21 protein-coding genes are annotated in these 25946 nt (G+C 71.0%); 10 read left to right on the top strand and 11 right to left on the bottom strand.

The window, feature by feature from the left end; genetic code table 11:
• Positions 1-29 precede the first annotated feature (29 nt).
• Entirely contained in the window at positions 30-1835 is a 1806-nt protein-coding gene (locus ACWD5O_RS08000; protein ID WP_450084912.1) for a peptide ABC transporter substrate-binding protein, read from the bottom strand.
• Between the two features lie 289 nt (positions 1836-2124).
• Between ACWD5O_RS08000 and ACWD5O_RS07995 the strand changes: the two genes are divergently transcribed.
• From ACWD5O_RS07995 to ACWD5O_RS07970, 6 genes are all read left to right on the top strand, one after another.
• Positions 2125-3270, top strand: coding sequence for an ROK family transcriptional regulator (locus tag ACWD5O_RS07995; RefSeq protein ID WP_450084911.1), 1146 nt, complete (start codon positions 2125-2127; stop codon positions 3268-3270).
• A 12-nt stretch (positions 3271-3282) separates the two neighbouring features.
• Positions 3283-4752: a M81 family metallopeptidase gene (locus ACWD5O_RS07990; RefSeq protein WP_450084910.1), complete on the top strand. Its 1470-nt coding sequence runs from the start codon at positions 3283-3285 to the stop codon at positions 4750-4752.
• A gap of 4 nt (positions 4753-4756) precedes the next feature.
• The gene (locus ACWD5O_RS07985; RefSeq protein WP_450084909.1) at positions 4757-5749 is read left to right on the top strand and encodes an ROK family protein; all 993 of its coding nucleotides are present in this window, start codon (positions 4757-4759) and stop codon (positions 5747-5749) included.
• A 24-nt stretch (positions 5750-5773) separates the two neighbouring features.
• Entirely contained in the window at positions 5774-6106 is a 333-nt protein-coding gene (locus ACWD5O_RS07980; protein WP_450084908.1) for a GNAT family N-acetyltransferase, read from the top strand.
• A gap of 31 nt (positions 6107-6137) precedes the next feature.
• Positions 6138-6518 (top strand): VOC family protein, encoded by a 381-nt coding sequence (locus ACWD5O_RS07975; RefSeq protein ID WP_354966854.1) that lies wholly within the window; start codon positions 6138-6140, stop codon positions 6516-6518.
• 161 nt (positions 6519-6679) lie between these two features.
• The gene (locus ACWD5O_RS07970; protein ID WP_450084907.1) at positions 6680-7696 is read left to right on the top strand and encodes a helix-turn-helix transcriptional regulator; all 1017 of its coding nucleotides are present in this window, start codon (positions 6680-6682) and stop codon (positions 7694-7696) included.
• Positions 7697-7784: 88 nt separating this feature from the next.
• On the opposite strand, the gene ACWD5O_RS07965 is transcribed toward ACWD5O_RS07970, so the two are convergent.
• From ACWD5O_RS07965 to ACWD5O_RS07950, 4 genes are all read right to left on the bottom strand, one after another.
• Positions 7785-10742: a M4 family metallopeptidase gene (locus tag ACWD5O_RS07965; RefSeq protein ID WP_450084906.1), complete on the bottom strand. Its 2958-nt coding sequence runs from the start codon at positions 10740-10742 to the stop codon at positions 7785-7787.
• Between the two features lie 305 nt (positions 10743-11047).
• Positions 11048-12553 carry a guanitoxin biosynthesis pre-guanitoxin forming N-methyltransferase GntF gene (gntF, locus tag ACWD5O_RS07960; RefSeq protein WP_450084905.1) on the bottom strand — a complete coding sequence of 502 codons (1506 nt, stop codon included), beginning with the start codon at positions 12551-12553 and terminating at the stop codon, positions 11048-11050.
• 95 nt (positions 12554-12648) lie between these two features.
• Positions 12649-13143, bottom strand: a complete 495-nt coding sequence (locus tag ACWD5O_RS07955) for a pyruvoyl-dependent arginine decarboxylase (RefSeq protein WP_450084904.1) — start codon at positions 13141-13143, stop codon at positions 12649-12651.
• Positions 13140-14840: an AMP-binding protein gene (locus tag ACWD5O_RS07950; protein WP_450084903.1), complete on the bottom strand. Its 1701-nt coding sequence runs from the start codon at positions 14838-14840 to the stop codon at positions 13140-13142. The genes ACWD5O_RS07955 and ACWD5O_RS07950 overlap by 4 nt, the downstream gene beginning before the upstream one ends.
• Before the next feature lie 99 nt (positions 14841-14939).
• Here ACWD5O_RS07950 and ACWD5O_RS07945 point away from each other — a divergent pair, with 99 nt between their 5' ends.
• Both ACWD5O_RS07945 and ACWD5O_RS07940 read left to right on the top strand, forming a co-directional pair.
• Positions 14940-18464, top strand: a complete 3525-nt coding sequence (locus tag ACWD5O_RS07945) for an AfsR/SARP family transcriptional regulator (RefSeq protein ID WP_450084958.1) — start codon at positions 14940-14942, stop codon at positions 18462-18464.
• Positions 18461-19648 (top strand): hypothetical protein, encoded by a 1188-nt coding sequence (locus tag ACWD5O_RS07940; RefSeq protein WP_450084902.1) that lies wholly within the window; start codon positions 18461-18463, stop codon positions 19646-19648. The genes ACWD5O_RS07945 and ACWD5O_RS07940 overlap by 4 nt, the downstream gene beginning before the upstream one ends.
• Positions 19649-19713: 65 nt before the next feature.
• Here the strand turns inward: ACWD5O_RS07940 and ACWD5O_RS07935 are convergent, their stop codons facing one another.
• The gene (locus ACWD5O_RS07935; RefSeq protein WP_354966861.1) at positions 19714-20205 is read right to left on the bottom strand and encodes a DUF2231 domain-containing protein; all 492 of its coding nucleotides are present in this window, start codon (positions 20203-20205) and stop codon (positions 19714-19716) included.
• Positions 20206-20352: 147 nt separating this feature from the next.
• Positions 20353-20850, bottom strand: coding sequence for a YcxB family protein (locus tag ACWD5O_RS07930; protein ID WP_450084901.1), 498 nt, complete (start codon positions 20848-20850; stop codon positions 20353-20355).
• A 221-nt stretch (positions 20851-21071) separates the two neighbouring features.
• Between ACWD5O_RS07930 and ACWD5O_RS07925 the strand changes: the two genes are divergently transcribed.
• Positions 21072-21440, top strand: coding sequence for a YciI family protein (locus ACWD5O_RS07925; protein WP_450084900.1), 369 nt, complete (start codon positions 21072-21074; stop codon positions 21438-21440).
• A 158-nt stretch (positions 21441-21598) separates the two neighbouring features.
• On the opposite strand, the gene ACWD5O_RS07920 is transcribed toward ACWD5O_RS07925, so the two are convergent.
• Together ACWD5O_RS07920 and ACWD5O_RS07915 are read right to left on the bottom strand one after the other, a co-directional pair.
• The gene (locus ACWD5O_RS07920; RefSeq protein ID WP_450084899.1) at positions 21599-22876 is read right to left on the bottom strand and encodes an RNA polymerase sigma factor; all 1278 of its coding nucleotides are present in this window, start codon (positions 22874-22876) and stop codon (positions 21599-21601) included.
• 100 nt (positions 22877-22976) lie between these two features.
• Complete coding sequence (locus ACWD5O_RS07915; protein WP_450084898.1) at positions 22977-23408, bottom strand: YciI family protein; 432 nt, start codon at positions 23406-23408, stop codon at positions 22977-22979.
• A 445-nt stretch (positions 23409-23853) separates the two neighbouring features.
• Here ACWD5O_RS07915 and ACWD5O_RS07910 point away from each other — a divergent pair, with 445 nt between their 5' ends.
• Positions 23854-25077 (top strand): FAD-dependent oxidoreductase, encoded by a 1224-nt coding sequence (locus ACWD5O_RS07910; protein ID WP_450084897.1) that lies wholly within the window; start codon positions 23854-23856, stop codon positions 25075-25077.
• Between the two features lie 154 nt (positions 25078-25231).
• Here the strand turns inward: ACWD5O_RS07910 and ACWD5O_RS07905 are convergent, their stop codons facing one another.
• Both ACWD5O_RS07905 and ACWD5O_RS07900 read right to left on the bottom strand, forming a co-directional pair.
• Positions 25232-25522: a DUF1801 domain-containing protein gene (locus ACWD5O_RS07905; protein ID WP_450084957.1), complete on the bottom strand. Its 291-nt coding sequence runs from the start codon at positions 25520-25522 to the stop codon at positions 25232-25234.
• Positions 25523-25566: 44 nt separating this feature from the next.
• The coding region (locus ACWD5O_RS07900; protein ID WP_450084896.1) for a transposase family protein at positions 25567-25946 on the bottom strand (380 nt) is incomplete at its 5' end.

Here is a 25946-nt window from a genome sequence, read left to right as displayed (position 1 = left end):
CCGCCGGGGCCGGGTCGATCAGTGGTCGGTCACTTCCAGGACCAGTCCTGGAAGTACATGAAGTTCATCGGGTCCTGCGGCTCGACCCCCTGCAGACCGGACCGGTAGGCCGAGACCTGGAACACCGGGTTCGGCATCCAGAGCACCGGCAGGTCCTTGGCGAGGAAGTCGTTGTACGCCTTGAGCGTGCTCTCGTCGCCGGAGAACTGCGTGGCTTCGATGAGCTTGTCGGCCTCCGGGTTGCTGTAGCTGCCCAGGTTCACCGGGGCGCCGGTGGCGAAGAGCCGTTCGCCGCTGGCGAAGGCCGGGTAGTACCAGCTGCCCTGCGAGCCGAAGAAGGACATGTCCCACGAGCAGGTGGCGTCCGCCGGCTTGCAGGCCGGGGTGACCGCGACCGAGTCGGGCACCTCCTTGATGGTCAGCTGGATGCCCAGCTTTGACATCTGCGACTTGATCTCGGCGAACATCTTGGTCGTGGCCGCGAAACCGGTCTGGCTGGTCACGGTGAGGTTCAGCGCCGTGCCGGCGGCGATGCCGTCGCCGCACTGGTTTGGCCCGGTGCCCGGCGTCTGGCAGGTGGTCTGCCCGTCCGGGGTCACCTTCCAGCCGTGGCTCTCCAGCAGTTCCTTCGCCTTGGCCGGATCGAAGGAGTACGCGCAGCCGGCGGCGTCGGTGCCGTTGGTGCCCGGCTTGGCCGGCACCGGGCCGCAGGTCGGCGCGGCCGTGCCGGACCAGACCACCTTGCTGATCGTCGGCTGGTCGATGAGCATCTGCAGCGACTGCCGCAGGTACGGCTGCTTGAACAGCACCCCGGTCTTCGGGTTGTTGAAGTTCAGCTGGAGGTAGGTGACGGACCAGCCGTACCACGGAGAGACCGTGTAGCCCTTGGACTTGAGGTAGCCCTCCTGGGAGAGGTTGGCCGCGGGCACGTATCCGTAGTCGATGTCACCGGCGCGCAGCACGTTGAACTCGGCGTCGTCGCCGGTGAACGGACGAAGGACGACCTTGGCGAGCTTCGGCTTGTCCACACCGGAGTAGTTCGGCTGGGCCGCGAGGGTGACCTCGCCGCTCGGCACGTACTTCGTCAGCTTCCAGGGGCCGCTGGTGACCTTCCACAGCTCGTTGGAGTCGTAGGTCTTGGGGTCCTTGGCGGCCGCGGTGAGGAAGTCGAAGACCTTCTTCGCGCCCGCCGGCGTGCTGGCCAGGTCGCTCACCGCCGCGGTGGCGGAGTCCTTGTCCCAGGCGTGCTGCGGCATCGGGGTGATCTTGTTGAGCTGGTTGTCGACGAACCACGCGGTGTTGAAGACCTTGGTGGTGGTGATCGAGAAGGTCTTGTCGTCCTTGACCGACCACTGCGCGATGTTGTCCGGGAGGCCGCCGGCCCGGTAGGACGCCCACTTGTCCTTGTTCGCGCTGACCAGGTCGTACCAGAACTGGATGTCCCTGGTGGTGACGGGCTTGCCGTCGGACCAGGTGTTGTCCTTCAGCGTGATGGTCAGCGTCCTGCCGCCGTCACTCACCACCGGCGCCTCGGCCATCGAGCGCTGCGGGTCGATGTTGTACTGCGCCGAGCCGTCCAGCTTGTACTGGTAGAGGGACCGGTACAGCGCCTGGCCGAAGATCGCGTTCTCGCCCTGGGTGAAGCCGGGTGCCGAGATCGGCAGGATCCAGTTGGGGGTACGGAAGGCGACGGTCACGGTGTCCTTGCCCCGACTCCCGCCCTCCTTCGATGAACCGCTGCCAGCGCCGCAGGCGACCAGACCCGCCCCGAGGGCGACCGCGCTGGCTACCGCCATCGCGCCGCGGAGGGCTCGCCGGGGAAATCTGCTCCTCATGAATCTCCTCGATTGATGTGCACTGCCCCGCGTCTCCGGGCGCTACCGGCGATGCCACGCGTTCGGCCGCCTGGTGCTGCTCCTCGACGTTCGACGCGGAGAATGTATCCGGGTCGAAGTCGTGAGTCAACGAAACTTACCCCATTTATTCGCCTACTTCGGCTAGGGTACGGTCGAAGTCGGCGAAGCATGGACCGATACTCTTCGCGTGGGCTCCGGAGCGCACCCTCCCGGGCACTGCGACACTGAGGCGGTGCCGGCGGAACGCCCGAACAAGGAGAGGCACCCCTTGGAACCATCGATCTCCGCCACGCTGCGAGACCAGACCCTGAGCCTGCTGGCCAGCGGTACGGTCACCTCGCGCGCCGACCTCATCGAGGCGTTGCAGGTCGCCCCCTCGACGGTCACGAGCGTGGTACGCCGGCTGCTGGAGGAGGGCGTCATCCTCGAGGAGGGGGTGGGCCGGTCCACCGGGGGACGACGCCCCCGGATCCTGCGCCTGCGGGAGACCAAGGGGATCCTCGCCGTCGCGGAGCTGGGCGGCCGGCACGCCCGGGTGGGGTTGTGCGCGCCCGACGGAGGGCTGCGTACCACTGAGGAGGTGGCGATCGACATCGCCGCCGGGCCGGCGGAGGTGTTCGAGGTCGTCGGGGCGACGGTCGACCGACTCCAGGCCGCGACCGCGCCCGGCCAGGAGTTGCTCGGGGTCGGCGTGGCCCTGCCGGGTCCGGTCGAATTCCCCGGCGGGCGGCTGATCGGCCCGGCCCGGATGCCCGGCTGGAGCGGTGTCGACGCGAGGGCGCGCCTCGCCGAGCGCTTCCCGGTGCCGGTGGTCGTCGACAACGACGCGAAGGCGGCGGCGATCGGCGAGTACGTCACCCGGCGAGACGAGTTCGGCGACATGATCTACGTCAAGGCCGGCACCGGTATCGGCGCCTGCCTGGTCAGCGGCGGTCAGATCTATCGCGGCGGGCGCGGCCTTAGCGGCGACGTCACCCACGTCCGCGTGGCGGACAGCGGCGAGCGGGAGTGCTCCTGCGGCAGCCGGGGCTGCCTGGAGACCGTGGCCAGCGGCGCCGCCCTGGCCCGCCAGTTGGCCGAGCAGGGCTCGTCGGCGACCACGATCCGGGAGATCATGGCAGCCGTCAGCGACGCCGACCCGACCGTGGTGACCATGGTGCGCCACGCCGGCCGGCTGCTCGGCGTCGCCCTCTCCGGCCTGGTCAACTTCCTCAACCCCGACGCCGTCGTCATCGGCGGCGCACTGTCCAGCCTCGACGTCTACGTGGCCGCGACCCGGGGGATGCTCTACGAGCGCTGCCTTCCGTCCGTGACCCAGTCCCTGACCATCCAAGCCAGCGTCGCGGGCCCGGATGCGGCCCTGGTCGGCCTCGGGCACCTGCTGCGCACGACGACCGACGTACGACCCTCCTGAGGAGCAACACCCGTGTCCCGTCCCCTCCGCGTCGCCATCGGCGGCATCCACATCGAGTCCAGCACCTTCTCGCCGCACCTGAGCACCGCCGACGACTTCGAGGTCACCCGGGGCGACGCGCTGCTGGCGCGATACGACTGGCTCTCCCCCGCCCAGCCCTGGGCCGCCGACGTCGAGTGGATCCCGCTCGTGCACGCCCGGGCCCTGCCCGGCGGAGCGGTGGACCCGGCGACGTACGAGGTCTGGGCCACCGAGCTGGTGGAGAAGCTGGCCGCCGCCGGCCCCCTGGACGGCATGCTACTGGACATCCACGGCGCGATGACCGTCGTCGGAAGCGACGACGCGGAGGGCGAACTCGTCACCGCCATCCGGTCGGTGATCGGGCCGGAGCCGTTCGTCTCCGCCGCGATGGACCTGCACGGCAACGTCTCGCGGGTGCTCTTCGACGCCTGCGACCTGCTCACCTGCTACCGCACCGCCCCGCACGTCGACGTGTGGGAGACCCGTGAGCGCGCCGCCCGGAACCTGGTCGAGGCGCTGCGCCGGCAGCAGCGCCCGCACAAGGCGCTGGTCCACGTGCCGATCCTGCTGCCGGGCGAGATGACCAGCACCCGCGAGGAGCCGGCCCGGGGGCTCTACGCGCGGATCGGTGAGGTCGAGGCCCGGGACGGCGTCGTCGACGCGGCGATCTGGATCGGGTTCGCCTGGGCCGACCAGCCGCGCTGCCGCGGCGCGGTCGTCGTCACCGGCACCAACGCCGCCGCCACCACCGAGGCGGCCCGCGAACTCGGCGGGCACTTCTGGGCGGCCCGCGACGAGTTCGCCTTCGTCGCCCCCACCGGCTCGATGGACGAGTGCCTCGACACCGCCCTGGCCGCGGTCGCCGATCCGGCCCGGCGACCGTTCTTCATCAGCGACTCCGGCGACAACCCGGGCGCCGGCGGCGCCGACGACGTCACCTTCGCCCCCGAACGGATGCTGGCCCGTCCCGAGATCCGCGACGACTCCCGTCGTGCCGTGTTCGCCTCGCTGGTCGACCCGCAGGCCGTGGCACAGATCGCCGACCAGCCGCTCGGCTCCCCGGTCCGGGTGACCGTCGGCGGGCGGATCGACTCCCGGGACCCAGGGCCGCTCTCGCTCGACGGCACCCTGGAGGCGGTCGCCGACGATCCCGACGGCGGGCGGTGCGTCAGCGTACGCGTCGGCGGGCTCAGCGTCCTCGTCACCTCCCGCCGGATGCAGTACCGCCTCCTGGACTCCTACGCACGGCTGGGCATCAAGGTCGACGAGATGGACCTCGTCGTGGTGAAGATCGGTTATCTCGAACCCGAACTGTTCGACGCGGCCGGAGACTGGCTCCTCGCCCTGACGCCGGGCGGCGTAGACCAGGACCTCGCACGACTGCCGTACCAGAACGTGGTGCGACCGGTGTTTCCCCTGGACCGCGACTTCACCGCGGACCTCGCCGTGGTGACCGGGTGATCGCGTGACCCAGCCCGAAGGCCAGTGCGTCCTCGCCGTCGACGTCGGCGGAACGACCATCAAGGGGGCCGTGGTCGGCGAGGACGGCCGGCTCCGGCACCTGCTGACCGTGCCGTCGCAAGCGGACGACGACCCGGTCAAGGCCGTCCGGTCCCTGTGCCTGCAACTGCGCGACGACGCGCTCGATCTCGGCACCACACCCGCCGCGATCGGCGTGGTCACGCCGGGCCTCGTCGACGAGAGGAACGGGGTGGTGCGGTACGCCGCCAACCTCCGGTTCCGGAACGTGCCGCTGCGCGCCCTCGTCGGGGACGACCTCAGACTCCCGGTGGCGGTCGGGCACGACGCGCGGGCGGCCGGCGTCGCCGAGGCGGCGGCCGGGGCGGCCCGTGGGCTGGACAACTTCCTGCTGCTGCCGCTGGGCACCGGCATCGCCGCGGCGGTGGTGGTGCACGGCGAGCCGGTGCCGGGCGCGACCGGCTCGGCCGGCGAGGTCGGCCACATGCCGGTCCACCCCGGCGGCGAGCCGTGCAGTTGCGGGCAGCGGGGATGCCTGGAGGTCTACGCCTCCGCCGGCGGGCTGGCCCGCCGCTACGCCCGACTCGGCGGAACCCCGGACGCCGACAGCCGAGCCATCGCCGACGCGGTGGGCACCGACCCGGTCGCCGCCGCCGTCTGGAACGACGCGACCCAGGCGCTGGGGATCGCCCTGGCCACCCTCACCCTGACCCTCGACCCGGCCCGCATCGTTCTCGGCGGCGGGCTGGCGGACGCGGGCGCGCTGTTCTTCGACCCGGTACGCGACGCCCTGCGTGCGGCCCTCGCCTGGCGGACCCCGCCCCCGGTGCTGCGCTCCGCCTTCGGTCCGCAGGCCGCGCAGATCGGCGCCGCCATCCTGGCCCGACGGCTCGCCGGCCTGTCCGTTCCCGACGGCTGGGGCGCACCGGCCCTCGGTGACCACGACCACGACGAGGGTGGAGTGGCCTCGACACCTTGACGATGCCCGTCCGGCGCGAGTGGATTGGGCGTACACGGCCGGCGGGCAGCGAAGCCGCGGCCGTCCAAGGGAGAGGATCTACACGACACTCCTCTCGAAGGAGACGCGGGACGGCTGGACCACCTTCAGACGCTAGACCTGAACCGCGTGCAGGCGGAGACCGATACACGCAACGTGGCATCTGCCCGCGTGCTGGAGAAGCTCGGGTTCGTGCGTGAAGGGACGTTGCGCGAAGACTGCGTCGTGAACGGCGAGGTCTCGGACTCGTGGGTCTACGGGCTGATCAGGCGAGAGTGGCCGACGAGGAAGGGACACGGTACGGACATGACGCTTCCCTCGCGCAGGCGGCCATACTGACCGTGCGGGCCGGGGCCCGACCACGAAGGAGGTGACCGCTGTGCCGATCGGTCGGCTCCACCATCTGATCGTCGACTGCCTGGATCCGACGGTCGAGGCGCGTTTCTGGAGCGCGGTCCTCGGCGACCCGATCACCTACGCGGACGAGGACTTCGCCGTCGTGTCGGCCAGCACGTCGGCGTCCGGGCTGGCGTTTCAGCGCGCCGCCGACCTGACGCAGCCGACGTGGCCGGAGCCGGCGGTGCCGCAGCAGATGCACCTCGACGTGATGGTTGACGATCAGGCCGCGGCAGGCGAGGCAGTGCTCGCGCTGGGTGCGCGGCGGTTGCCCGGCGAGCACGTGTACGCCGATCCGGCCGGCCACCCGTTCTGCCTGATCAGACGCCCCACCTGGGCGCCGCCCGTGAACTGAGCTCAGCCCTGGCTGTTACGGCTGGTAGAACTTGCACCGGCTGCACGGCAGCCTGGGCCACCGCAGTCCCGCCGACAACGAGGCCGCCCTGGCGGCCTGACCACCACACCGGTGGTTTCCGCCGCAGCGGAACGAGTCAGACCACAGGAGTGTCACAACGTATGGACGGAACCGCAGGCAGCCCGTGGGCGGTAACCGGTCTGGATCCACTGGCCGGACGGGTGTTGGAGCACCTGGTAGCCGTGCCGTCGGCGGACGCCACCGAGGTGGCGGCCGCTGTCGGGGTGTCCTCGGCGGAGGCGGAACGAGCACTGCGGCACCTGGCGGACTCCGCACTGGCGCTGCAGATCGACGGCACGACACCGCGATGGGCGGCCGGCCCCCCACGGTCATCGCTCAGCGCCCTGCTGGCCCGGCGGCGGGCCGAACTGGCCCATGTTGACGGCATCGTGGAGCGGCTTCACGAGGTGTACGAGGCGGTGTCCGGGCCGCGCACTGCGCACCTGGTGGAGGTGCTGGAGCGCGAGGACGAGGTGCCGGCGCGCTACGGTCAGCTGCTGAAGGGGAGTTCGGTCGAGGTACTGCATCTGGCCAAGCCGCCGTATGTGACGGCCGCGCAGCCGTCCGTCGGGGAGTCGGGCGTGGCGCCCGGGGTGCGGATGCGGTCGGTGTACGAGACGGAGGGCTTCACCGACGCGGTGTCGCTCACGACGGCGCGGCGCGGGACGGGTCAGGGCGGGGAACTGCGGCTGGCGGCACGGCTGCCGGTGAAGTTGGTGGTGTTCGACCGGGCGGCGGCTCTGCTGCCGGTGCGCGGGGACCGCCCGGCGGCGGGTTCCTTGGTGGTGCACTCCCCCGCGCTGGTGGTGGCGCTGGTGGCGCTGTTCGAGAGCGTGTGGGAGCGCGCCGAGCCGGTGTCGCTGGCGAGCCGACATGACGGGCCGGCTCCGAAGGGCGGTCCGGCGACCGAGGGGCCGGACGGGCGAACACGGGAGATCCTGCACATGATGGCGACCGGGATGAAGGACGAGGCGATCGCCCGCGTGCTCCAGGTCAGCCGCCGTACGGTGCAGAAACATGTCAGCGAGGCGGGTTCCCTGCTCGGCGCCCGGACCCGGTTCCAGATCGCGCTGCTGGCGGCGGAGCGGGGGTGGCTCAAAGGCCCGGTGGGGAATTGACCAGGCCATGTCCTGAACGCGACGCCGCGCCGGGACCGCCCTGAGGGGTCCCGGCGCTTCGTCGTGGAGCGCGCCTCCTAGTAGGGGCTCACTTGCAGGACTTGGCTCCCTTCGCGTACGCCAGGCCGAAACCGCCGGCCGACGAGTCCATGAAGATCACCTCGCGCCCCGTGCCCGCCGTCGCGAACATCTGGGCGCCCGGGCTGCACGACGCCGGGCCGACGTACTTTCCGTTGAGCGTGTACTGCTTGAGCTTCGGGTTGAGCGAGTTGTCCGGGTAGCCGCCGGTCGAGAGCCAGAGGTCCGCGGGGGCCTCCTCGGTGACCGTGAGGGTCGTGTCGGACAGCGTGAGGACGTCGGCGCGGATCGCCTGCGGGGAGTTCTCCTCGAAGAGCAGGTGGCTGGTACCGGTGGCGAAGTCGAACAGCCGCACGGAGTCGTTGAACGTCCCCTGGCTCCACTCGCCGTCGACGTACCTGCCGTAGTCGCGGTTGATCACCCAGGCGACGCCGGTGGCGGACACCTGGGGGTAACTCATCGTCTCGGCACCAGGGTCACCGCCGGCGAAGGTCGTCTTCCCCGTCGCGATGTCGTACACCTCGACGCCCAGCGACCACCAGTTGCCGTTGGCGTCGGGCTGCGGGTAGTCCTCGTACCGGACGTAGGAGATCTTCCCGTTCTTGACGCTCGGCGCCGTCGCGTTCCCGAGCCAGTCGGGGTGGGCGAGGGTGTGGACGGTCCGCGAGCTGCCCTGCAGGTAGCGCACGACGTCGCGGTAGCCCTGCTCCGGGTCGTACTGGCTCCACGTGACGACGGTGCCGTCGAAGCTCAGGCCGTCGATCCGGTACGGGGAGCTGTAGAGCTCCTCGACCTGGCCGCCGCCGACTGGCGCCGACAGGATGTGGTCGACCTCCCACGTCGGGGAGTCGGGGTCCGCCTCGATCGACAGCCACACGACCCGCTTGCCATCGGTGTGCGGGAAGCTGTGCATGTTCCCGTCGTCCGGGGAGATCCGGTACGGCGCGACCTTGCCGTCAATGCGGCCCATCCAGATCGACGGCGGCTGGGTGTGGTTCGCGTCCGAGCGCGGCACGGTGAACCAGCCGCCGGCCATGCTCGCCGTCATGTCGACGTACATCCCGGTGTTGAGCCGGTCGACCAGGAGGTCGGTCTTCTTGCCGTAGAGGTTCGCCTTCCACTTCGCGGTGATCCCGCGCGAGTCGAACGCCGCCCGCACCACCTTGAGGTCCTTCTGACTCAGGCCGGAGGACTTGGCGGAGGCGAGCACCGCCTCGCGGGCGTCGACGAAGTCGGACATCGGCGTGAGGTAGTCGGTGAGCGCCCGGTAGACGATCTTGTCGGCGACCGCGCCACCGAATGCCTGACGTAGGTCCCACAGCGCCCCGGACACGATCGTCGAGTTGAGGTGCACGCCGCCGTCGTCCATCTGCGGCGTGTCCATGAGGTGCTGGAAGTTCGCCGTGGTGGCGCCGTCGTCGAGGTTGCGCAGGGCGCACTTGGTGGGCGCCAGGGTGCGGCAGAGGTCGCCGCCGATCAGGCTCGCCTCGGGGTCGGACATGGGCGTGCCGGCCGCGTCGAGGTCGATGGCGTTGCCGAAGTAGTCGGCGATCGCCTCATTGAGCGCGCCGGGCTGGCCGGCGTAGACGAGGTTGGCGGAGTTCTCCACCACACCGTGCGTCATCTCGTGGCCCACGACGTCCGGGTCGGCGGCCAGCGGCAGGTACTCGTCGTCGCCGCTGCCGTACACCATGCGGGTGCCGTCCCAGTACGCGTTGACGAACGGGTAGCCGCCGTAGGTGATGCCCACGATCGAGTTGATCGGCATGCCGTCATCGTCCAGGCTGTTGCGCCCGAGATTCGTCTGGAACCACTCGAACACCTTCGCGGCGTCCCAGGCCGCGTCCACGGCGCCGGCGTCGGTCAGGTCCGCGCCGAGTGTGCTCGACGGCGACGCGAACGGCCCCACGCCCTCGGGCAACTGGCCGTCGAGCAGCTCGTAGTAGTCCCGGCCCCGAGCGTCCCAGGTGGTGATCGGCACCGTCCGGCCGTCCGGGAGGGTGTGGGTCTGATCGATCATGAGGTAGGAGCTCGCGTCGTCGGTCCGGACGAGCGGGACCGGCACCGTGGCGTCGTGCAGGCTCCTGCCCTCGCCGACGACCGGCGTCGTGCCCTTGCGCGACGGGAGCGCCTTCGTAACGGCCCGCGGCGCGACGGCGGTCCCGCCGGCGGCCAGGGCGGCGGCCTGCTGCGCGGTGGCGAAGGGCTTGATCCGGCTGACGCTGAGCAGCGTCACGCCGTTCGTCGCACCCACGTACACGTCGCGGAGCACGGGCTGGCCCGTGACGACGTCCTTGCCCTTGACGAGCACGCGCCGGGCGAGCACGCCGGTGCCGGTCGGCATGACCACGAGACCCTGGTCGGTGCCGCTGAGATCGGCGTGGGCGGCGTCGGGCGTCGTGCCGGGCCGCGGGGCGCCGGCCACGACGGCCGCACCGGGGTGCAGGCTCTTGCGCACGTCCTCGACCGCTCGGGAGACCGCGACGTGCGCGGGCATCGGGGTGCTGGTCGTGTCGACGTCGAGGTCTGTGAAGTAGGTGCCCGACGTGCCGGTCACCGCCCGCTTGCCGGCCTTCTTCTCCATCCGCACCACGTACTGGGCGCCGAACACGGGCAGGCCCTTGTACTTCTGGTTCAGCCGGACCGTCTCCCGCGCGCCCTGCGTGTCGATGTTCGCGGTGGTGAGCGTGCCGGCCGGGTCGGCGATCCGGTAGCGGTCCTTGTGGCCCGCGAGGTGGGCCTTGGCGGCCTTGTCCGGTGCGATCGTGGCGTCGACCTGGTCGGCCAGGTCATCGACGAGCGCGGGGGCGTCCGTAGCGGGTGCCACGGTGGCCGGAACTGAAGCCTCCGCGGCGGTCGTCGTGCCCGTCGGCGACGGGGTCGCCGCGGTCGCGGCCTGGGCGGTGGTTCCGAGGAGGGCGGCCGTCGCCAGGACGGCGAGGGCGGGTGGTGCCTTGAGTCTGCGCATCTGTGCTCCTGCAAGGTGGTCCAGCGCCCGGCCGACTCCTTGCGGCACGGGGTTCGCTCACCCTCACCGCGGTGTCGCCATCGACACAAGGACGACTTTGCGCATCTGCACAAGTCAGAAGCCCGTCGAGGGAGAGCCGATCCGAACGGCACACCTGGTCGGGGCCGATGGTGGGCGCAGTGTCATCCCTGCACCCCGCACCGGTTCATGGCGACGAGGAGCGGCCGTTGGCAAGGGCTCGTTTCCCCGCGTGGCTCAAGGCCCGGTGCCCCGGCGCGACCGAGTTCGCTGCGCGGAGACTCCGTTCAGATGGGCGGGCGGCGGGACAGCAGGCATCCAGTCAGCGCCGCGGCGAGGCCGGCCAGCCCGGCTGCCGCGAAGCCGCCCGCTGGCACGGAGACGTCGATCGCCAGCCCGACGACCGGGGATCCGAGCGCGAAACCCGCGCTCAGCGCCGAGGATTGCAGACCTGTCGCCTCACCCCGCACGCTGGCCGGCGCATGCCGGCTCACCGCGTCGGCCACCGTGGAAAGGGTTGGCGCGGTGAGAAGCCCGGCGCCGACCAGTGCCAGTCCCGGCGCGCCGTTCGCTCGGGGCGGCCGGACGCGCTTGCGGGCCCAGCACAGGACGATGGCCGAATAGCCGTGTAAGCTCTCCTGGGCGACCTGCCGGACCTCGATCGACCCGTCCAGCGGCCCGAACTCCGGCCGCAGCACCGCCCTGAGGTCGTGTTCGTCGACATCAGCACTGGGAAAGGTCCTTCCCGCGACGAGGTAGCCGCGACATCGGCGCAGGGCCGCGGTGACGAAGAGACCCCCGGGCTGGACCAGGCCCGTGATGTGTCGCATGAGGAGCTGCCAGGTGGGCCGGTCGTCGGTGGCGGAGTCCGCGCAGTAGGCGCTGACCACCGTCGCGTACCGGCGGTCCACCGGGCGGGCGTGCCGGCCGTCCACCCGGATCAGCGCGGTGATCTTTCCCCTGACGAGGTCCTCGCGGGCGGCCACGTCCTCGTCGGTCGGGCAGCTGATCCCCTCGCACCGCAGGGTGTGGCGGACGAACGGTCGCCAGTCGTGGGCGTCGGGTTCGCGGTCGATCCACCGCTGGATCTCGCGGAGGTTGGCCGGCAGATAGTCGCCCAGGTGAATCTCCGATGCCACCTCGGCTGCCGCGAACACGTGGTGCAGGGTGGGCCCGACCCCGAAGAACAACACGGGTTGACCGCGCTCCGCGTGGCGCATCGCCTCGACGAAGAACGCGATGGTGGCGATCTCGTCCGGTTCGACGGCCCGGTAGTAGCTGGCGAGGTACTCGGCCGGTACCCAGTCCGTGTCGAACGAGGCGTACCGGTGGCGGCGGCGCCGGAGGAATGCTCGGGTGAGACGGGCGAGCCCGTACTCGTACAGCGCGGCACCGAGGTTCGCGCCGCCGAGGAACACGAGTGCGTCGTTCGAGCTGATCGAGTCGCTGAGCGCGGCGACCCCGAAGGCACCCGCGTAGTAGGGCACCTCCTTGGCGACCTCCGTACCGGCGTACCCGATGGCCGCCGCCACGCGCGGTGCGCGGGCGCTGTTCGTCATCCGCCGGATCACGTCGTACGCCGCTTTGGACAGCACGTTGGTGCTGGTTCCGGTCGTGGCCAGGAGCATCCAGTTCGCTCGCACATTGGCGGTGAGGCCGATCCCCCAGACCGCGTAGCTCGCGACGAGAAACGCCACCACCCACTGGCGGTCGAGGCCGCTGAACAGACCGGAGGCGACCAGGCACGTGCCCGCGGCCACCACGCTCGCCTCCAGCGCGTAGGCCGACGCCACGGTGGCGGCAAGGCTGACGGTCCACTTCCTGAGCCCTCGGTGCTCCGTCGGCGGGCGCCGCGGTGGCCGAACCGCCTGCGCCACGGGAATCCCGTTCATACCGGTGCCGCCGCTCGGGCCGGTTCCCAGGCCACCGCCTGAAATACCGCGACCACCAGCGCGCAGACCGGTTGCCCGGTGCACCGAGCGCCCGCGACCTCGATGCCACGCCGCGGGAAGCTCGTACCCCGGTTGCGGCACAACGCGTCCAGAGAGGTGGTCACCAGCCTCCGCAGGCTCGCCTCGTCGCTGGCCTCGTGTTCCACCAGCAGTCCGCGTCCGCACCCGTCCTGCGCCCAGCCGACACCGGCCCAGGCCTCTGCTTGCGGCACCGCTGTTCGCGCCTGTGCCGCCACGCAGTACAGCCGGTCGCCCCAACTGCCCGGGGTACAGCCGATCCGGTCGACCTGTCGTACCGAGCTGGCGGGTGGCAACACCGAGCTGAGGTAGATCAGGTTACGGTCGGCGACGCCGGCCGCCACCAGCGCGGCGTCGAACGCTGCCAGCTGGGTCGGACCACGGCCGACGGCCCCGGCCACCAGGATGTTCATCGGTTCCCGCCAGCCGAGCGGAGTTCGGCCGGGGATGCCTGCGCGGTCCGCGTCCGTTCCGACCCGACGCGCTCGGCCTCGACCAGCACCCGGCGCGAGAGCTTGCCCGACGGCGCCCTCGGCACCGATGGGGTGAACCGAACGGCGTGCAGCCGTTTGTAGGGGGCGACCCGCTCGGCCACGTAGGCCAGCAGTTCCTCGGCTGTGGCCGGTTCCCGCAGCACCACGTACGCGACCGGCACCTCGCCGGCGTCCGCGTCGGGCCGGGGCACCACGGCCGCGTCGGCGACCGCCGGGTGGGTGCGGAGCAGGTGCTCCAGCTCGGCCGGCGCGACCTGGTACCCCTGGTACTTGATCAATTCCTTCAGCCGGTCGACCACGTACAGGTAGCCGTCCTCGTCGAAGTAGCAGAGGTCCCCGGTGTGCAGCCAGCTGTCGGCGTCGATGGTGGCGGCCGTGGCCTCCGGTCGGTCGCGGTAGCCCCGCATGAGCTGCGGGCCACGGATCCACAGCTCGCCGGCGCGTCCGGCACCGAGGTCGCCGCCGCCGTCCGGGTCGACGACGCGCGCCTCGGTGTTGGGTACCAGCCGGCCGACCGACCCGCGCCGCGGCTCGTCGAGTGGGCCGACGGTGACCATGGCGCTGGCCTCCGTCATGCCGAGGCCCTGACTGACCACACAGCCGAGCCGCTCGGCGCACCGCTGTTCCACATCGGCGCCGAGAGGTGCCGCACCCACGCCGAGGCTTCTCAGCGAGGACAGGTCGTGCCTGTCCACCAGCGGATGGTCGGCCAACGCCGTCGCCAGCGGCGGTGACACCACGGTGACCGTCGCCCGGTGTTCCGCAATGGCCCGAAGGGAAACCTCGAAATCGGAGTTGGCCAGGGTGACGACGGTGGCGCCCGCCGCCAGGCTGCAGGGCAGCAGGAAGTTGAACCCCATGACGTGGAAGAACGGCGCCGCGGCGAGGACCACGTCGTCCTCGCGGAAATCGATCACCACCTGGCTCTGGCGGACGTTCGTCACCAGGTTCGAGTGGGTCAGCTCCACTCCCTTGGGCAGGCCGGTGGTGCCGCTCGAGTAGGGCAGGGCGGCGAGTTCGTTGTCGAGGTCGCTCGTCACCTCCGCCGGCGGATGGTGGTGGGCGATCAGCTCGCGGAACGACGTCGCGCCCGCCGCCTCCCCGAAGACCAGCACCTCCTGGACGCCGGCCAGCTCGGCGGCCGCCAACGCGCGGTCCAGGAACGGCGGGACGGTGACCAGCATCCGCGCCGCGGCGTCGGTGAGCTGGCCGGCCAACTCCTCGACGGTGAGCATCGGGTTGGCGCCGGTGACGATCCCGCCGGCCGCCATCGTCCCGTAGGCCGCCAGGGCGTACTCGGGCAGATTGGGGCTGTAGAGGGCCAGGACGTCACCCGCCGCGAAGCCTCGGGCGACCAGCCCGGCCGCGACCCGCTCCACACCGGTGGCAAGCTGGCGGTAGCTGATCGTGCGGCCGGTTGCGCCGTCGATCAGGGCCGGCTTCTCGCCGAGGCGGGCGGCGTGCCGCAGCACGAGCGATTGCACGGTGGTACCGCCGACCTGCACCTCGGGCAGGTCGCTGCGGAACGGGTGGACGACTGTCATGGTGACTCCCCTGCCGTGTGCGACCACGCCAGCCGGCGGGATGCCGCTGGTGGACCGGGGTTCGACTCTCATGACCCGACCGTAGGGAGCGGCCGTGTGCAGACCGTTTCCCGACCGTTTTCGCAGCGTGGATCGCGATAGAGTTCTTCGCGGACGACGACGGCGGTGGCGATGCGGGACCAGGAGTTGCGTGTCCGGGTGCTCGGCGGGGCCGAGCTGACGGTCGGCGGCCGTCCACTGGTGGAGCTGGCCTCTGCCAAGGCGACGGCGCTCCTGTTCTACCTGGCGGTCACCGGCACGGCCCACTCACGCTCGGCGCTGGCCGGGTTGCTCTGGAGCGACCTTCCGGAGCCGACGGCCCGGGCAAATCTGCGGCTGGTGCTGACCAAGCTGCGTCGGGTCGTCCCGGAGCATGTGGCAGTGAGCAGGCAGACCATTGCGCTGGCGGACAGCCGGCAGGTGTGGGTCGACGCTGTGGAGGTGGGCCGGGTGGCCGCCTCCGATCAGGACGACGACGAGCTGCTGGAGGCCGTCCGGCTCTGCCGAGGCGATTTTCTCGAGGGTTTCGGCGTACCCGGAGCCCCGCTGTTGGATGAGTGGCTGGCCGACCGGCGCGCCGCGGTCCGAGCGGACATGCTCGCGCTCATGGACCGTGCCGTGCTGCGGGCCAGAGACCGGCGGGATGCTACCGGCGGCATCGAGGTGACCCGTCGTCTGCTGCAGCTGGAGAGGCTCCACGAGGAGGCGCACCGCGCGTTGATGTGGTTCCTGGCCGTGGGCGGTCAGCGCAGCGCCGCCCTCGCCCAGTACGAGACCTGCCGCTACCTCCTCCGGGAGGAGCTGGGCGTCGAGCCGGCACCGGCCACGGTCGCCCTGCGGGACGAGATCGCCGGCACCGGTGGGTTCACCGCGCTGGGTGTCCTCCCGGCCACGGCGGCCCGGCAGGAGAATCCGGCCCGGTCGGCCGGGTCGCCGACGTCCGACCTGCCTCGCCCGCTCACCGCGCTGATCGGTCGGGACCGGGAGCTGGCGCGTCTGCATGAGCTCCTCGACGATCCGGCGTGCCGGCTCGTGACCCTCGTGGGCCCCGGCGGAATCGGTAAGACCCGGCTGGCGGTGGAGGTCACCGCGAGTCGGCGGACGCGGCATCGTGGCGGGACGGTGTTCGTGTCGTTCGTGGGGACCAGCCCGGCCCGCCCGGACGAGGCCGCCGACCTGGTCGTCGCCGGCCTCGCTCGCGCGCTGGAGATAGAGCTGGCCGTGCCCCGCGAACCGCTGGGCCTGCTCACCGACCAGCTCGCCGGCCGCGAGCTGCTGCTGGTGCTCGACAACCTGGAGCACCTCCGGGACGCCGCGGGAGTCCTCGCCGAACTGCTGCGACGAGCACCGGGTACGCAGCTGCTGGTGACCTCCCGGCGGCAGCTGGGGCTGGGCGTGGAGTGGCTGGTCGAGGTGCCCGGCCTGCCGTACCCGCCGCCGGGCGCCGACGCGGACGCCGCCGGCTACGAGGCGGTGCAGCTCTTCCAGGAGCGGGCCCGGCCGCTGCGCCCCGGCTTCCCCGCCGTCGTCGACGCCGAGGGAGTCGGTCGGGTGTGCCGGCTGGTCGCCGGTGTGCCGCTGGCCATCGAGCTGGCCGCCCGCTGGGTACGGTCCGCCAGCCCGGCCGCCATCGCCGACCGGCTCGCCGACGGGCTCGAACTGCTCGAGACGACCGCACCTGACGTGGAGCGGCGGCACCGCAGCCTCCGCTCGGTGATCGACTGGTCGTGGCAGCTGCTGACCGACGAGGAACGCCGGACCCTGCGTCGGTTGTCGGTGCTGCGCCGCAGCTTCGACCTCGCGGCCGCCGGCGCCGTGGCGGACGCCGGACTGCCGATGCTGGCCAGCCTGGTCGACCAGTCGCTGGTCGCCGTCGGTGGGGACGACCGCTACGAGATGCACGAGCTGCTCCGGCAGTACGCCGCCGAGAGTCTGGCCACGGACCCGGCGGAGGAGGCGCGGGCGCGGTGGCGCCACGCCGAGCACTATGTCGCGCTGCTACCCCCACCGGATGAGGCCCGCGCCGAGGGCCGGCCGAGTCTGGAAGTCGAGCAGGAGAACCTGCGCGCCGCCACCGACTGGCTCATCCTGGACGCCGACCCGACCGCGCTCGACGCCCACCTGCTGCGGCTGTGGGCGCTGTACCGGCGCCTGGGCTGGTTCCGGGAGGCTCAGGTCTTCTTCGGCGCCGCCCTGGAACGCCAGGGGATCACGACCCTGCAGCGGGCACGCTGGCACCGCATGCTCGGCGAGACGCACCAGCAGCTCGGCGAGGCGAACGCCGCGCGGTACCACCTGGAACGGGCGTTGGATCTGCTCGGCGCCCGCGTGCCGGCGTCGACGACGGGCCGGCTGGGGATGCTCACGTCACAGGTGGCACGCCGGACACTCCGGGGCCTGCGGCCGGGTGGTGCCGTCGACCGTCGTGCGGAGCGGCGCGAGGCGGCCCGGGAACGCGCCGCCACCTGCTTCACGATCGCCGAGGTCTACTGGGTGCTCAATGAGCACTTCCCGATCCTCGCGGCGTCGATATCGTCGTTGAACGATGCCGAACGCGCCGGGGACCTCGATCTCATCGTCCGGGCGCAGGCTGGTCTCGGGATGACCGTCGGCACCCTGGGGTTGCGCCAGCTCGCGGGCCGACACCTCCGCGCCGCGAGCGCCGCCGTCGAGCGCACCGACGACCCGCTCACCGCCTGCTGGGTCGGCATCGTGGGCGGGCTGCACTGGACCGGCGTCGGCGACTGGGCGGCGGTCGAGGCCGGCGCCGCCAGGGTCCTGAAACTGCGGCGCCGGACACCGATGCACCGGTGGGCCGACGAGGTGCTGCTGATCACCGCGGTCACCCGGTACCTCACCGCCCGCTATTCGCAGGCGGCCGCGGCGGCCGTCGAGGCGATGGCTTCCGGCCGCGACCGCCGCGATCCCATCGTGCACCTGTGGGGTCTGCTCGTCCTGATCGAGACGGCCCTGCGCGCCAACCCCGACGACGCGGCTCTGGCGGGCTGGTCCGAAGAGGCCGCACAGCTCCTGCCGGCAGCAGCCCGGATCGACGCCGCCCGCCTCCACGTCGCCACCGCCCGCCAACACCTCGCAGCCGGGCGGCGGGCGGACGCGTGGCAGGCGATCCGCACCGCCGACCACCTGATGGGCCCACATCAGTCATTCGAGCAGTACGCCATCGAGGCGCACGCCGGCGTCCCCGAGGTCTGTCTGACGCTGCTCGAACAGGCCGGCTCTCGGGAAAATCCGGCTGGCGGAGCGGACGAGCCGGACCCCGCCCACCTGCGCGCGACCACAGCGGTCGCCCTGCGCCGGCTGCATCGCTACGCCCGCACGTTTCCCATGGCCCGTCCGAGAGCGCTCATCTGCCTGGGCTGGTACCACTGGCTCGACGGCCGCGCCGGGGCCGCCCGCCGGGCGTGGGTCCGGGCGGTACGCGAAGCCGAGCGCCGTGGGATGCCCTACGAACTGGCGCGCGCCCACCACGAACTCGGCCGTCACCTCGCCTCGGGGCAGCGGTCCACCCTTGGGCTCACCAGGGCCGAGCACCTGGATCGGGCGATCGCCGGATTCGACGCCGCCGGGTGTGGCGCCGATCTGCGCCGAGTTCAGGCGTTCGCCGGTTACTTGTCCGGCCGTACCATCTCCCGGTGATCTCCCCCCGCCGACGGCTGGCCGCCGCGTCCATTCTCCTGGTGTTGGAGGCGGTGGCGTTCGGGCTCGTCGTGACCGAGTCCGTGACCGGTGCGATCGCCGCCGTTGCCATCACCTGCGTGTCGTTGTGGGTGCACCTCGTCCTGCACGAGTGCGGACACCTCGTCATGGCGAAGCTGCTGCGTCTGCCGGTCATCGCGGTCCGTATCGCACCCTTCGGCGGGTGGCGGAACGAAGTGTCGGTCCGGCCAGCGCCGTCGGCGACCGCGTTGCCGCTGCGGATGGTGCTGTTCTACCTCGGTGGCCCGATGGCGAACCTGTGCACTGCGGCGGTGCTCTGTGCCGCAGCGGCGTTGACGAGCACGGCGTTGACACGCCTCGCGCTGTTCGGCGCAGCGCTTTTCGCGGCGCTGCTCGGGGTGGTCAACCTCATTCCCGGGACTTCGCCCCGCAGTGACGGCCGCAACCTGCTGCGCTGGGTCCTGGCGCCAACAGCCACCCTTGCCGCGCTACGGGCTGGCTACTACCAGGAGGAGGTGAGCAGCACGTTGCGGACGATCGCCCGAGGGCAGGTCGACGACGATCGTCTCAGAGATCCGGCTCGCGACGGCAACGACCCGCGACTCGCGCTCGCCGCCGTCCACCGGCGCTGGAGCACGGGCCACACGCAGTCGGCGGCGGACCTCATCGCCGACGCTGAGCGGCTCGCGGCGCTGGCGCGCGCCGACCGCACCGATCCCATGACCGCCGCCGCCATCGGACAGGTGCTCACGGTGCAGTTCGGGTTGTGGTACCTGTACGCCGCGGTGGTGAACGAATCGCCGGTCCAACACCCGGAGGTGGTGGAGATCGCGGAACTGGCCCAGCTCGCCTTCCACGTACAGCCGCACATGTTGTCCGCCCGTGTCGCCATGAGCCTGGCTCACCTGCTCAACCAGCGGCCGGAGCAGGCGCGTTCGCTGCTTCTCGACATTCGGCCGGGTGCCGACCCGCCGAACCTGTGCAGCGTCGCGTTACTCCTGCGGGCCGTCGCCGAGTGTTACCTCGGCAACCACGCCGATGCGGACACCCTCACCAGGGCGGCCGGCCGCGACCACCCGCAACTGACGCAGGTCGTTGCCGCGATCCAGGCTGCGGATCCGGTGCCGCCCCTGTTCGCCCTGGCACCGATGGCGGACACCTGATCGCGAGGGAATGTCCGCGGCACCGGTTCGGCTCGACAGATCGGCCGGTTGGCGTGGCGCCGGGGTCAGGCGCCGCGCGACGGCGCGCGGCGCAGCGAGCTGGTCGCGTTCACCCCGGCCTTGTCACTCACCCCGATGCCCAGCCGCTCGACCAGTTCCCCGCCCAGCCAGGCAGTCCCCAGGGCCAGGATGATGCCCGCGAAGCTCAGGACCAGCGCGGCGGCGTTCGGCTCCCAGTTCTCCCGGGACAGACGCACCAGCCAGCTCACCGCGAACAGGATCACGACCACCAGGTTGCCGACGCCGTGCGCGGCGCCGATCCGCTTGGCCCGGGTGCCGGCTGGGATGGCACTCCAGTCGATGAGGCCGAACAGGGCGGCGACCACGCCGCCGATGACACCCGCCGCGATGGTGTACGCGGCGGAGATCTGGAATCCGGTGCGGTCGGTGATCAGATAGAGGATGTCGAAGATGACCGACGTGGCGAGGAGCCCGAGCGGGAACACGATCAGCATGGGATGGATCGCGTGACCCATCGCCTTGGCTCGACTTTCCACCACTACCTCCTGTCGGGGCGACAACCGCGCCCGCATACCCGGACCGGACGCCGATACACCCGGTGGGACAGTTCGGTTTCAACGGCCGCGCCAGCGGGCCGGGCGTCCAGGTGAGTGGCATCGCGTACGACCGCGGCCAGGGCGGGTTCACCGACGTCGGAGCAGCCCCCGTTTGGCAATGAAGGCTCGCAACGTCTCGGCATCCTCGGCCGACATCAACCAGCGTGGGATCACGGTCGCCGGCATCCGGCCGACGTACACGATCCAGAACTCCGGGGTATCCCTCACCTCGGCGACCCCGTCCCAGGCGATGCCACCGGACTCCGAGCCGCTGCGCATCATGATGTTGTCATCGGTGATGTCGTAGGCGCCCTCGACGGCGTAGCGACTGGAGCGACGCCGGGCGCGCCACCGCACCCACGGCCAGTACAGCATCGACAGCAGGCCACCCACGACCATCGCCATCCACAGCGGCGAAGTCTGCTCACCCCACCCGGACCCCCGCGAGACGGCCAAACCGATCGCCCCGACCGCCGCCAGCACCGCACCGATGTAGCCGAACCTGCGCAGCCGGACCCTGCCGAGCGCAGCGGCCACGCAGCCTGGGTAGGCGGGATCGGCTGGGACGTCAAAACGGATGTGCACGCCAGAACGATAGTGCCCCCACCCGCCCCTGGCAGCGCCTGACTCCCGCCGCCTGGCCGGACCGTCGAGCGCCGCCCGTTGTCAGCGGCACGCGGCAGGAGTCTCTGCTCATCGGCGGTCCCGTGAGAATTCTTCTGGCATAGCGTCGGATCCGGGGTGAGTCGTTCGTAGAGCAGGCGAGAGGCAGCTGGACGAGGCCGCCGGGACAAGGGAGCCATGGGATGACGCGATACTTGATCTCGTTCAATGACGGCTCGATGGACCACATCCCCGACGAGGATTGGCCCGACGTGGGCAAGGCATCGCACGCGGTAGTCCAGGAGGCCGTGAACGCCGGCGTGTTTGTGTTCGGCGCTGGACTCGAACGCCAGAGGGCGAGCGTCGTGGCCACGGACGGGATGGTCACCGATTGCCCTTACCCGGAGACCAAGGAGGTCATTGGTGGGTTCGTGGTCGTCGACGTGGCCTCACGCGAGGAGGCGCTGACGTGGGCTGCCAAGATTGCCGGCGCTTGCCGCTGCGCGCAAGAGGTTCGGGAGCTCATGCCCGATCCCGAAACAGACGCGATGCTTCGCCGGGCTGACAGGTGATGGTGACGTTCCGACGGTGTCGGATCGAGGAAGACTCGCCACGTCAGAGCAAGACTTGCGTCGGAGTCGCTCTCATCGCGGCTGCGCACCGTAGGTTGGTGTGGCTCTCATCTGGCGTGCGCCCCGCCGGTCACCGCGGCGGTGAGAGGCTCAAAAGGTTAGGAATGGTCCGTTCGCAGCGGCTGATCGCAGGCGGCGGCACGATCCAGCAGCAGGCTCCGCTCCCGCTCGTTGCGGGTCAGCGACGCCGCCCGCTCGAACTCCGCCCGCGCCTCGGCGTGCCGGCCCAGCTTGACCAGGAAGTCACCGCGTGCACTGGGCAGCAGGTGGTAGTTCTGCATGGCCGGGAAGGCCATCAGCTGATCCAGAAGCGCCAGCCCGGTCGCCGGCCCGAACGCCATGGACAGCGCCACCGCGCGGTTCAGCTCGACCACCGGGGACGGCATCGCCTCGGCCAGATTCTCGTAGAGCCAGGCGATGCGCTCCCAGTCGGTGTCCTCGAAGCGGCGTGCCCGGGCGTGGCAGGCGGTGATGGCCGCCTGCAGCACGTACGGGCCGGGCTTGCCATCGATCAGGGCCTCGGCACGCTCCAGCGCGGCCAAGCCGCGGCGGATCAGCAGCTGGTCCCAGCGGGCCCGGTTCTGGTCGCTCAGCAGGATCGGCTCGCCCCCGGGGCCGGTGCGAGCGACCGCCCGGGAGGCCTGGATCTCCATCAGCGCCACCAGGCCGTGCACCTCGGGCTCGCGCGGGGCCAGCCGGGCCAGGACCCGGCCCAGCCGCAGGGCCTCCTCGCACAGCGCCGGCCGCATCCACTCGTCGCCGGTGGTGGCCGAGTAGCCCTCGTTGAAGATCAGGTAGACGACCTCGAGCACCGAGGAGAACCGGGCCGCCAGCTCGTCGCCCTGCGGTACCTCGAACGGCACCTGAGCGTTGGCCAGGGTCTTCTTGGCCCGCACGATCCGTTGCGCCACGGTCGGTTCCGGCACCAGGAAGGCCCGGGCGATCTCGTCGGTGGTCAGGCCGCCGAGCAGCCGCAGGGTCAGTGCGGCGCGGGCCTCCGTGGACAGCACCGGATGGCAGGCCACGAACACCAGCCGCATGAGGTCGTCGCCGATGCCGTCGTCCTCGGCGACCATCGCACCGATGTCCGGGGTGGATTCCTCGAGTTCCCGGCCGACCTCCTCGACCTTGCGCTTGAAGGTCTCGTTGCGCCGGATTTGGTCGATGGCCCGACGCTTGGCGGTGGTCATCAGCCACGCGCCCGGATTACGCGGCACGCCCTCCGCCGGCCACTGCTCCAGCGCCGCGACCAGCGCGTCCTGCGCCAACTCCTCGGCCACGCCGATGTCGCGGACGAGCCTGGTCAGTCCGGCGATGAGCCGGGGCGCCTCGATCCGCCAGGCAGCCTCGATCGCGCGGTGGGTGTCAGTGGCCACGGCCCCCGTCTACCCCACCGCGCGATCGGACGCAAGCACGCTCATGCCACGCGGGCGGGTTCGGTCCTGAGCCGAACCCGCGTCTCCCAGGCTGCGGTGATCAGTTCCCGGCGACCGTCGCGCGCCGCCTCTCCACGGCCGCCCGCTGCTCGGCGGTGAATTCCTCGCCGAAGTCCTCGGCGTGGAAGACCCGCCGGATCTCGATGTTGGTCTGCGCCCCCACGCCCGGGTGCTGGATCGGGCAGCGCTTGAACCACTCGACACACTCCTCAAGCGACTTCATCTCGACCAGGTAGTAACCGGCGATGAGCTCCTTGGTCTCGGTGAACGGCCCGTCCACCACGGTCTTCTTGTCGCCGTCGAAGTAGATCCGGGCGCCCTTGGCGCTGGACTGAAGGCCGCCGGCGTCCAGCAGCACGCCGGCGTCGACCATCTCCTGAATGAACTTGCCCATCGTGTCGAAATCCTCGGTGGCGGGCAGCACGCCGGCCTCGCTCGCCGCGGTGGCCTTGGTGATCACCATGAACCGCATCGCTGTCTCCTCATGTCAGGGTGCCATCTCACCTACGCGTCGAACGGCGGTCGGCCCGCTCGACACCCTGCCAGAAGTTTTTTCCGCCGCGCTTGGCAACGCCGCGCTCGGCGGGTCGGCGGGTCCGCTGCCCACCAGGCGAAGGCGGCCGGTCCGGCCTAGCGGGCGCGCGACGGCGGCCAGCGCTGGCGGGACGACCCTCCGCCCGGTTCGGTTGACTCCTGACCTGTGCGGATGTGTTCCTCACTGGAAGGATGTCTGTATGCCGAAGGCGTTCCCGCCGGAGTCGCGTCGTGATGCGGTCGCGGTCGCCCGCGCGGGTGAGACGCCGATCGCCAAGGACCCGCACACGCGGCCTGAACTACTCAACCCCGCGAGTCAATCCAACCCGGGACGGTACGCCGGCAAAGCTGGAAGGCGACAGGGTTGAGCAGCGATCTGCGCGGTGGCGGTGGCCGGTGCCGGCCTCGGTGGGTTGTGCCTCGCCCAGGGGCTCGTGCGGGCCGGCGTCGACGTCCAGGTCTACGAACGCGACGCCGCGCCCGACGTCCGCCGGCAGGGCTACCGGCTGCACGTCGACGCACGCGCCGGCCTGGCACTCGACAAGCGCCTGCCCCCGAAGCTGTTCCGGCTGTTCGTCACGACGGCGAGCCAGCCGAGCAGGAAGTTCACCGTGCTCTCCGCCCAACTGCGCGTCCTGCACGAGACACTCACCGACCCGAACCGCGACCCGTACCAGCCCGAGACGCTCAGCACGTCGGTCAACCGCGGGGCGCTTCGCGAGATTCTCGGCGCAGGCCTCGACGATCGGATCCACTTCGGCCACGAACTCGACGGGTACGAGCAGGACACGGCCGGTGTGACCCTGCACTTCGCGGACGGTTCGACCGAGCGCGCCGACGTGCTCGTCGGCGCGGACGGCGTGCACTCGGCGGTCCGCCGCACGATGCTGCCCGACGCGACGGTCGTGGACACCGGGTCGCGCATCATCTACGGCAAGACGCCGCTCGACGACGAGACGCGACGGCTCGTCCCGACGGCGCTACGCGACGGGTTCACCGCGATCATCGGCGGCCACATCGGCATGGCGACCGGACTCGTCGAGTTACGCCAGCCGCCGCCGGAGGCGGCCGCCGCAATCGCCCCGAGGGTGAGGCTGAGCCCGAGCGGCGACTACCTGATGTGGGGCGTGTCCGCGCAGCATGACCGGTTCCCGGAGTCAGACGCGACGATGACCGGGATGGACGCGGTGGCGCTGCATGTCGTCGCGTCCACGGCGATCCGTACGTGGCACCCCGACCTGCGCACGCTGCTCGCCAAAGCCGCGGTCGACGAGACGTTCCTCGTCCGGGTCCGCAGCGCCGAACGCGTCCAGCCGTGGACGCCGAGCCGGGTGACCCTGCTCGGCGACGCAATCCACGCGATGAGCCCGGCCCGCGGCTCCGGCGCGAATACGGCCCTACTGGACGCGTCGAACCTGTGCGATGCGCTCCCCGGTGGCGGCACCGACATCGTCGCAGCAATCGGCGCCTACGAGGAGAAGATGCGCGACTACGGCTTCACCGCAGTCGAGGCGTCCCGGCGGGCAGAGACGGGTACCGCCCGCTGGGGGAACTCGCTGTGGCTCTGGATCTTCAACCATCTGCCGAAGCCACGCTCCCGCACGTGACGGCCGGGCGCGGGTGTCCGCCACCGGCAGGGCCGTATGACCGACGCCGCGATGCGCACTCGGTACGACCTCGGTGTAGGTGCCGGACATCGGACGGCCGCGGCCTGGGCTCGCGATGCCAGGACCAGGCCTTGCCCGGCACACACCCGGGCAGCTACAGGGCAGTCGCGGTCTTCTCCAGGATGCTGGCAAGTGCGCCGTAGTCGACGGTTTGCCCATCTCTGATGTCAACGGCTTTGCGTTCACCGTTGCCCAGAGCCCGAAGAAACCCCTTGACCTCAGGAACGTCCGTTGCGTTGAACATCATGAACGAGACCTTGTCCTTGGCCACCGCGATGACGGCCGCATAGTGCCCGTTCTTGAGGTAGTGCGGCTTGCCGTACTGGAGCCGCTCCTCGACATCTGGAATGGTCTGGCCGACCATCGCACGTAGTTTCTCGCACACATCGATCTGCCACGGCTGCGCCTTGTTGATGTACTGAGGTGATCTCAACAAGAATCCGGTAGGTACCGGTATTCGAAATGTGTGAGGTTGAGCGCGGCGCGGACGTGGTCGCCGAGGTTTCGGGGGCTGGCGGTGGTGTGGCGGAGGCTGCGCCAGCGGCCGGTGAGGATCGCGAAGCCGCGTTCTCCGAGACAGCGCATCGATCGGAGAGCGGCGTTGTAGGCGCGGTTGTCGACCGCGAGCCGGCGGCCGTCGGCGGGCTGCTTGTACGGGGTGTGGATGCCCTGACCAGCGCCGTCGTAGCCGGAGTCGGCCAAGGTCGGCAGTTTCAGTGTGGATGCCGCCCAGTAGAGGGCGCCGGTAACGTCCAACCGTTGGGCGCAGGTCAGGTCGTGCAGGTGACCGGGCAGCGCATCCGAGGTCC

This window comes from Micromonospora sp. NPDC005161 (assembly GCF_053599855.1).
The sequence above is the reverse complement of the archived record's forward strand: the minus strand, read 5'-3'. Positions and strand labels throughout refer to the sequence as shown.

Bases quoted from the DNA above. Each gene is read 5' to 3' on its own strand.
- ACWD5O_RS08000 (WP_450084912.1), bottom strand. From the start codon at position 1,835: ATGAGGAGCAGATTTCCCCGGCGAGCCCTCCGCGGCGCGATGGCGGTA.
- ACWD5O_RS07970 (WP_450084907.1), top strand. From the start codon at position 6,680: ATGGACGGAACCGCAGGCAGCCCGTGGGCGGTAACCGGTCTGGATCCA.
- ACWD5O_RS07965 (WP_450084906.1), bottom strand. From the start codon at position 10,742: ATGCGCAGACTCAAGGCACCACCCGCCCTCGCCGTCCTGGCGACGGCC.
- ACWD5O_RS07955 (WP_450084904.1), bottom strand. From the start codon at position 13,143: ATGAACATCCTGGTGGCCGGGGCCGTCGGCCGTGGTCCGACCCAGCTG.
- ACWD5O_RS07950 (WP_450084903.1), bottom strand. From the start codon at position 14,840: ATGAGAGTCGAACCCCGGTCCACCAGCGGCATCCCGCCGGCTGGCGTG.
- ACWD5O_RS07945 (WP_450084958.1), top strand. From the start codon at position 14,940: ATGCGGGACCAGGAGTTGCGTGTCCGGGTGCTCGGCGGGGCCGAGCTG.
- ACWD5O_RS07925 (WP_450084900.1), top strand. From the start codon at position 21,072: ATGACGCGATACTTGATCTCGTTCAATGACGGCTCGATGGACCACATC.
- ACWD5O_RS07915 (WP_450084898.1), bottom strand. From the start codon at position 23,408: ATGCGGTTCATGGTGATCACCAAGGCCACCGCGGCGAGCGAGGCCGGC.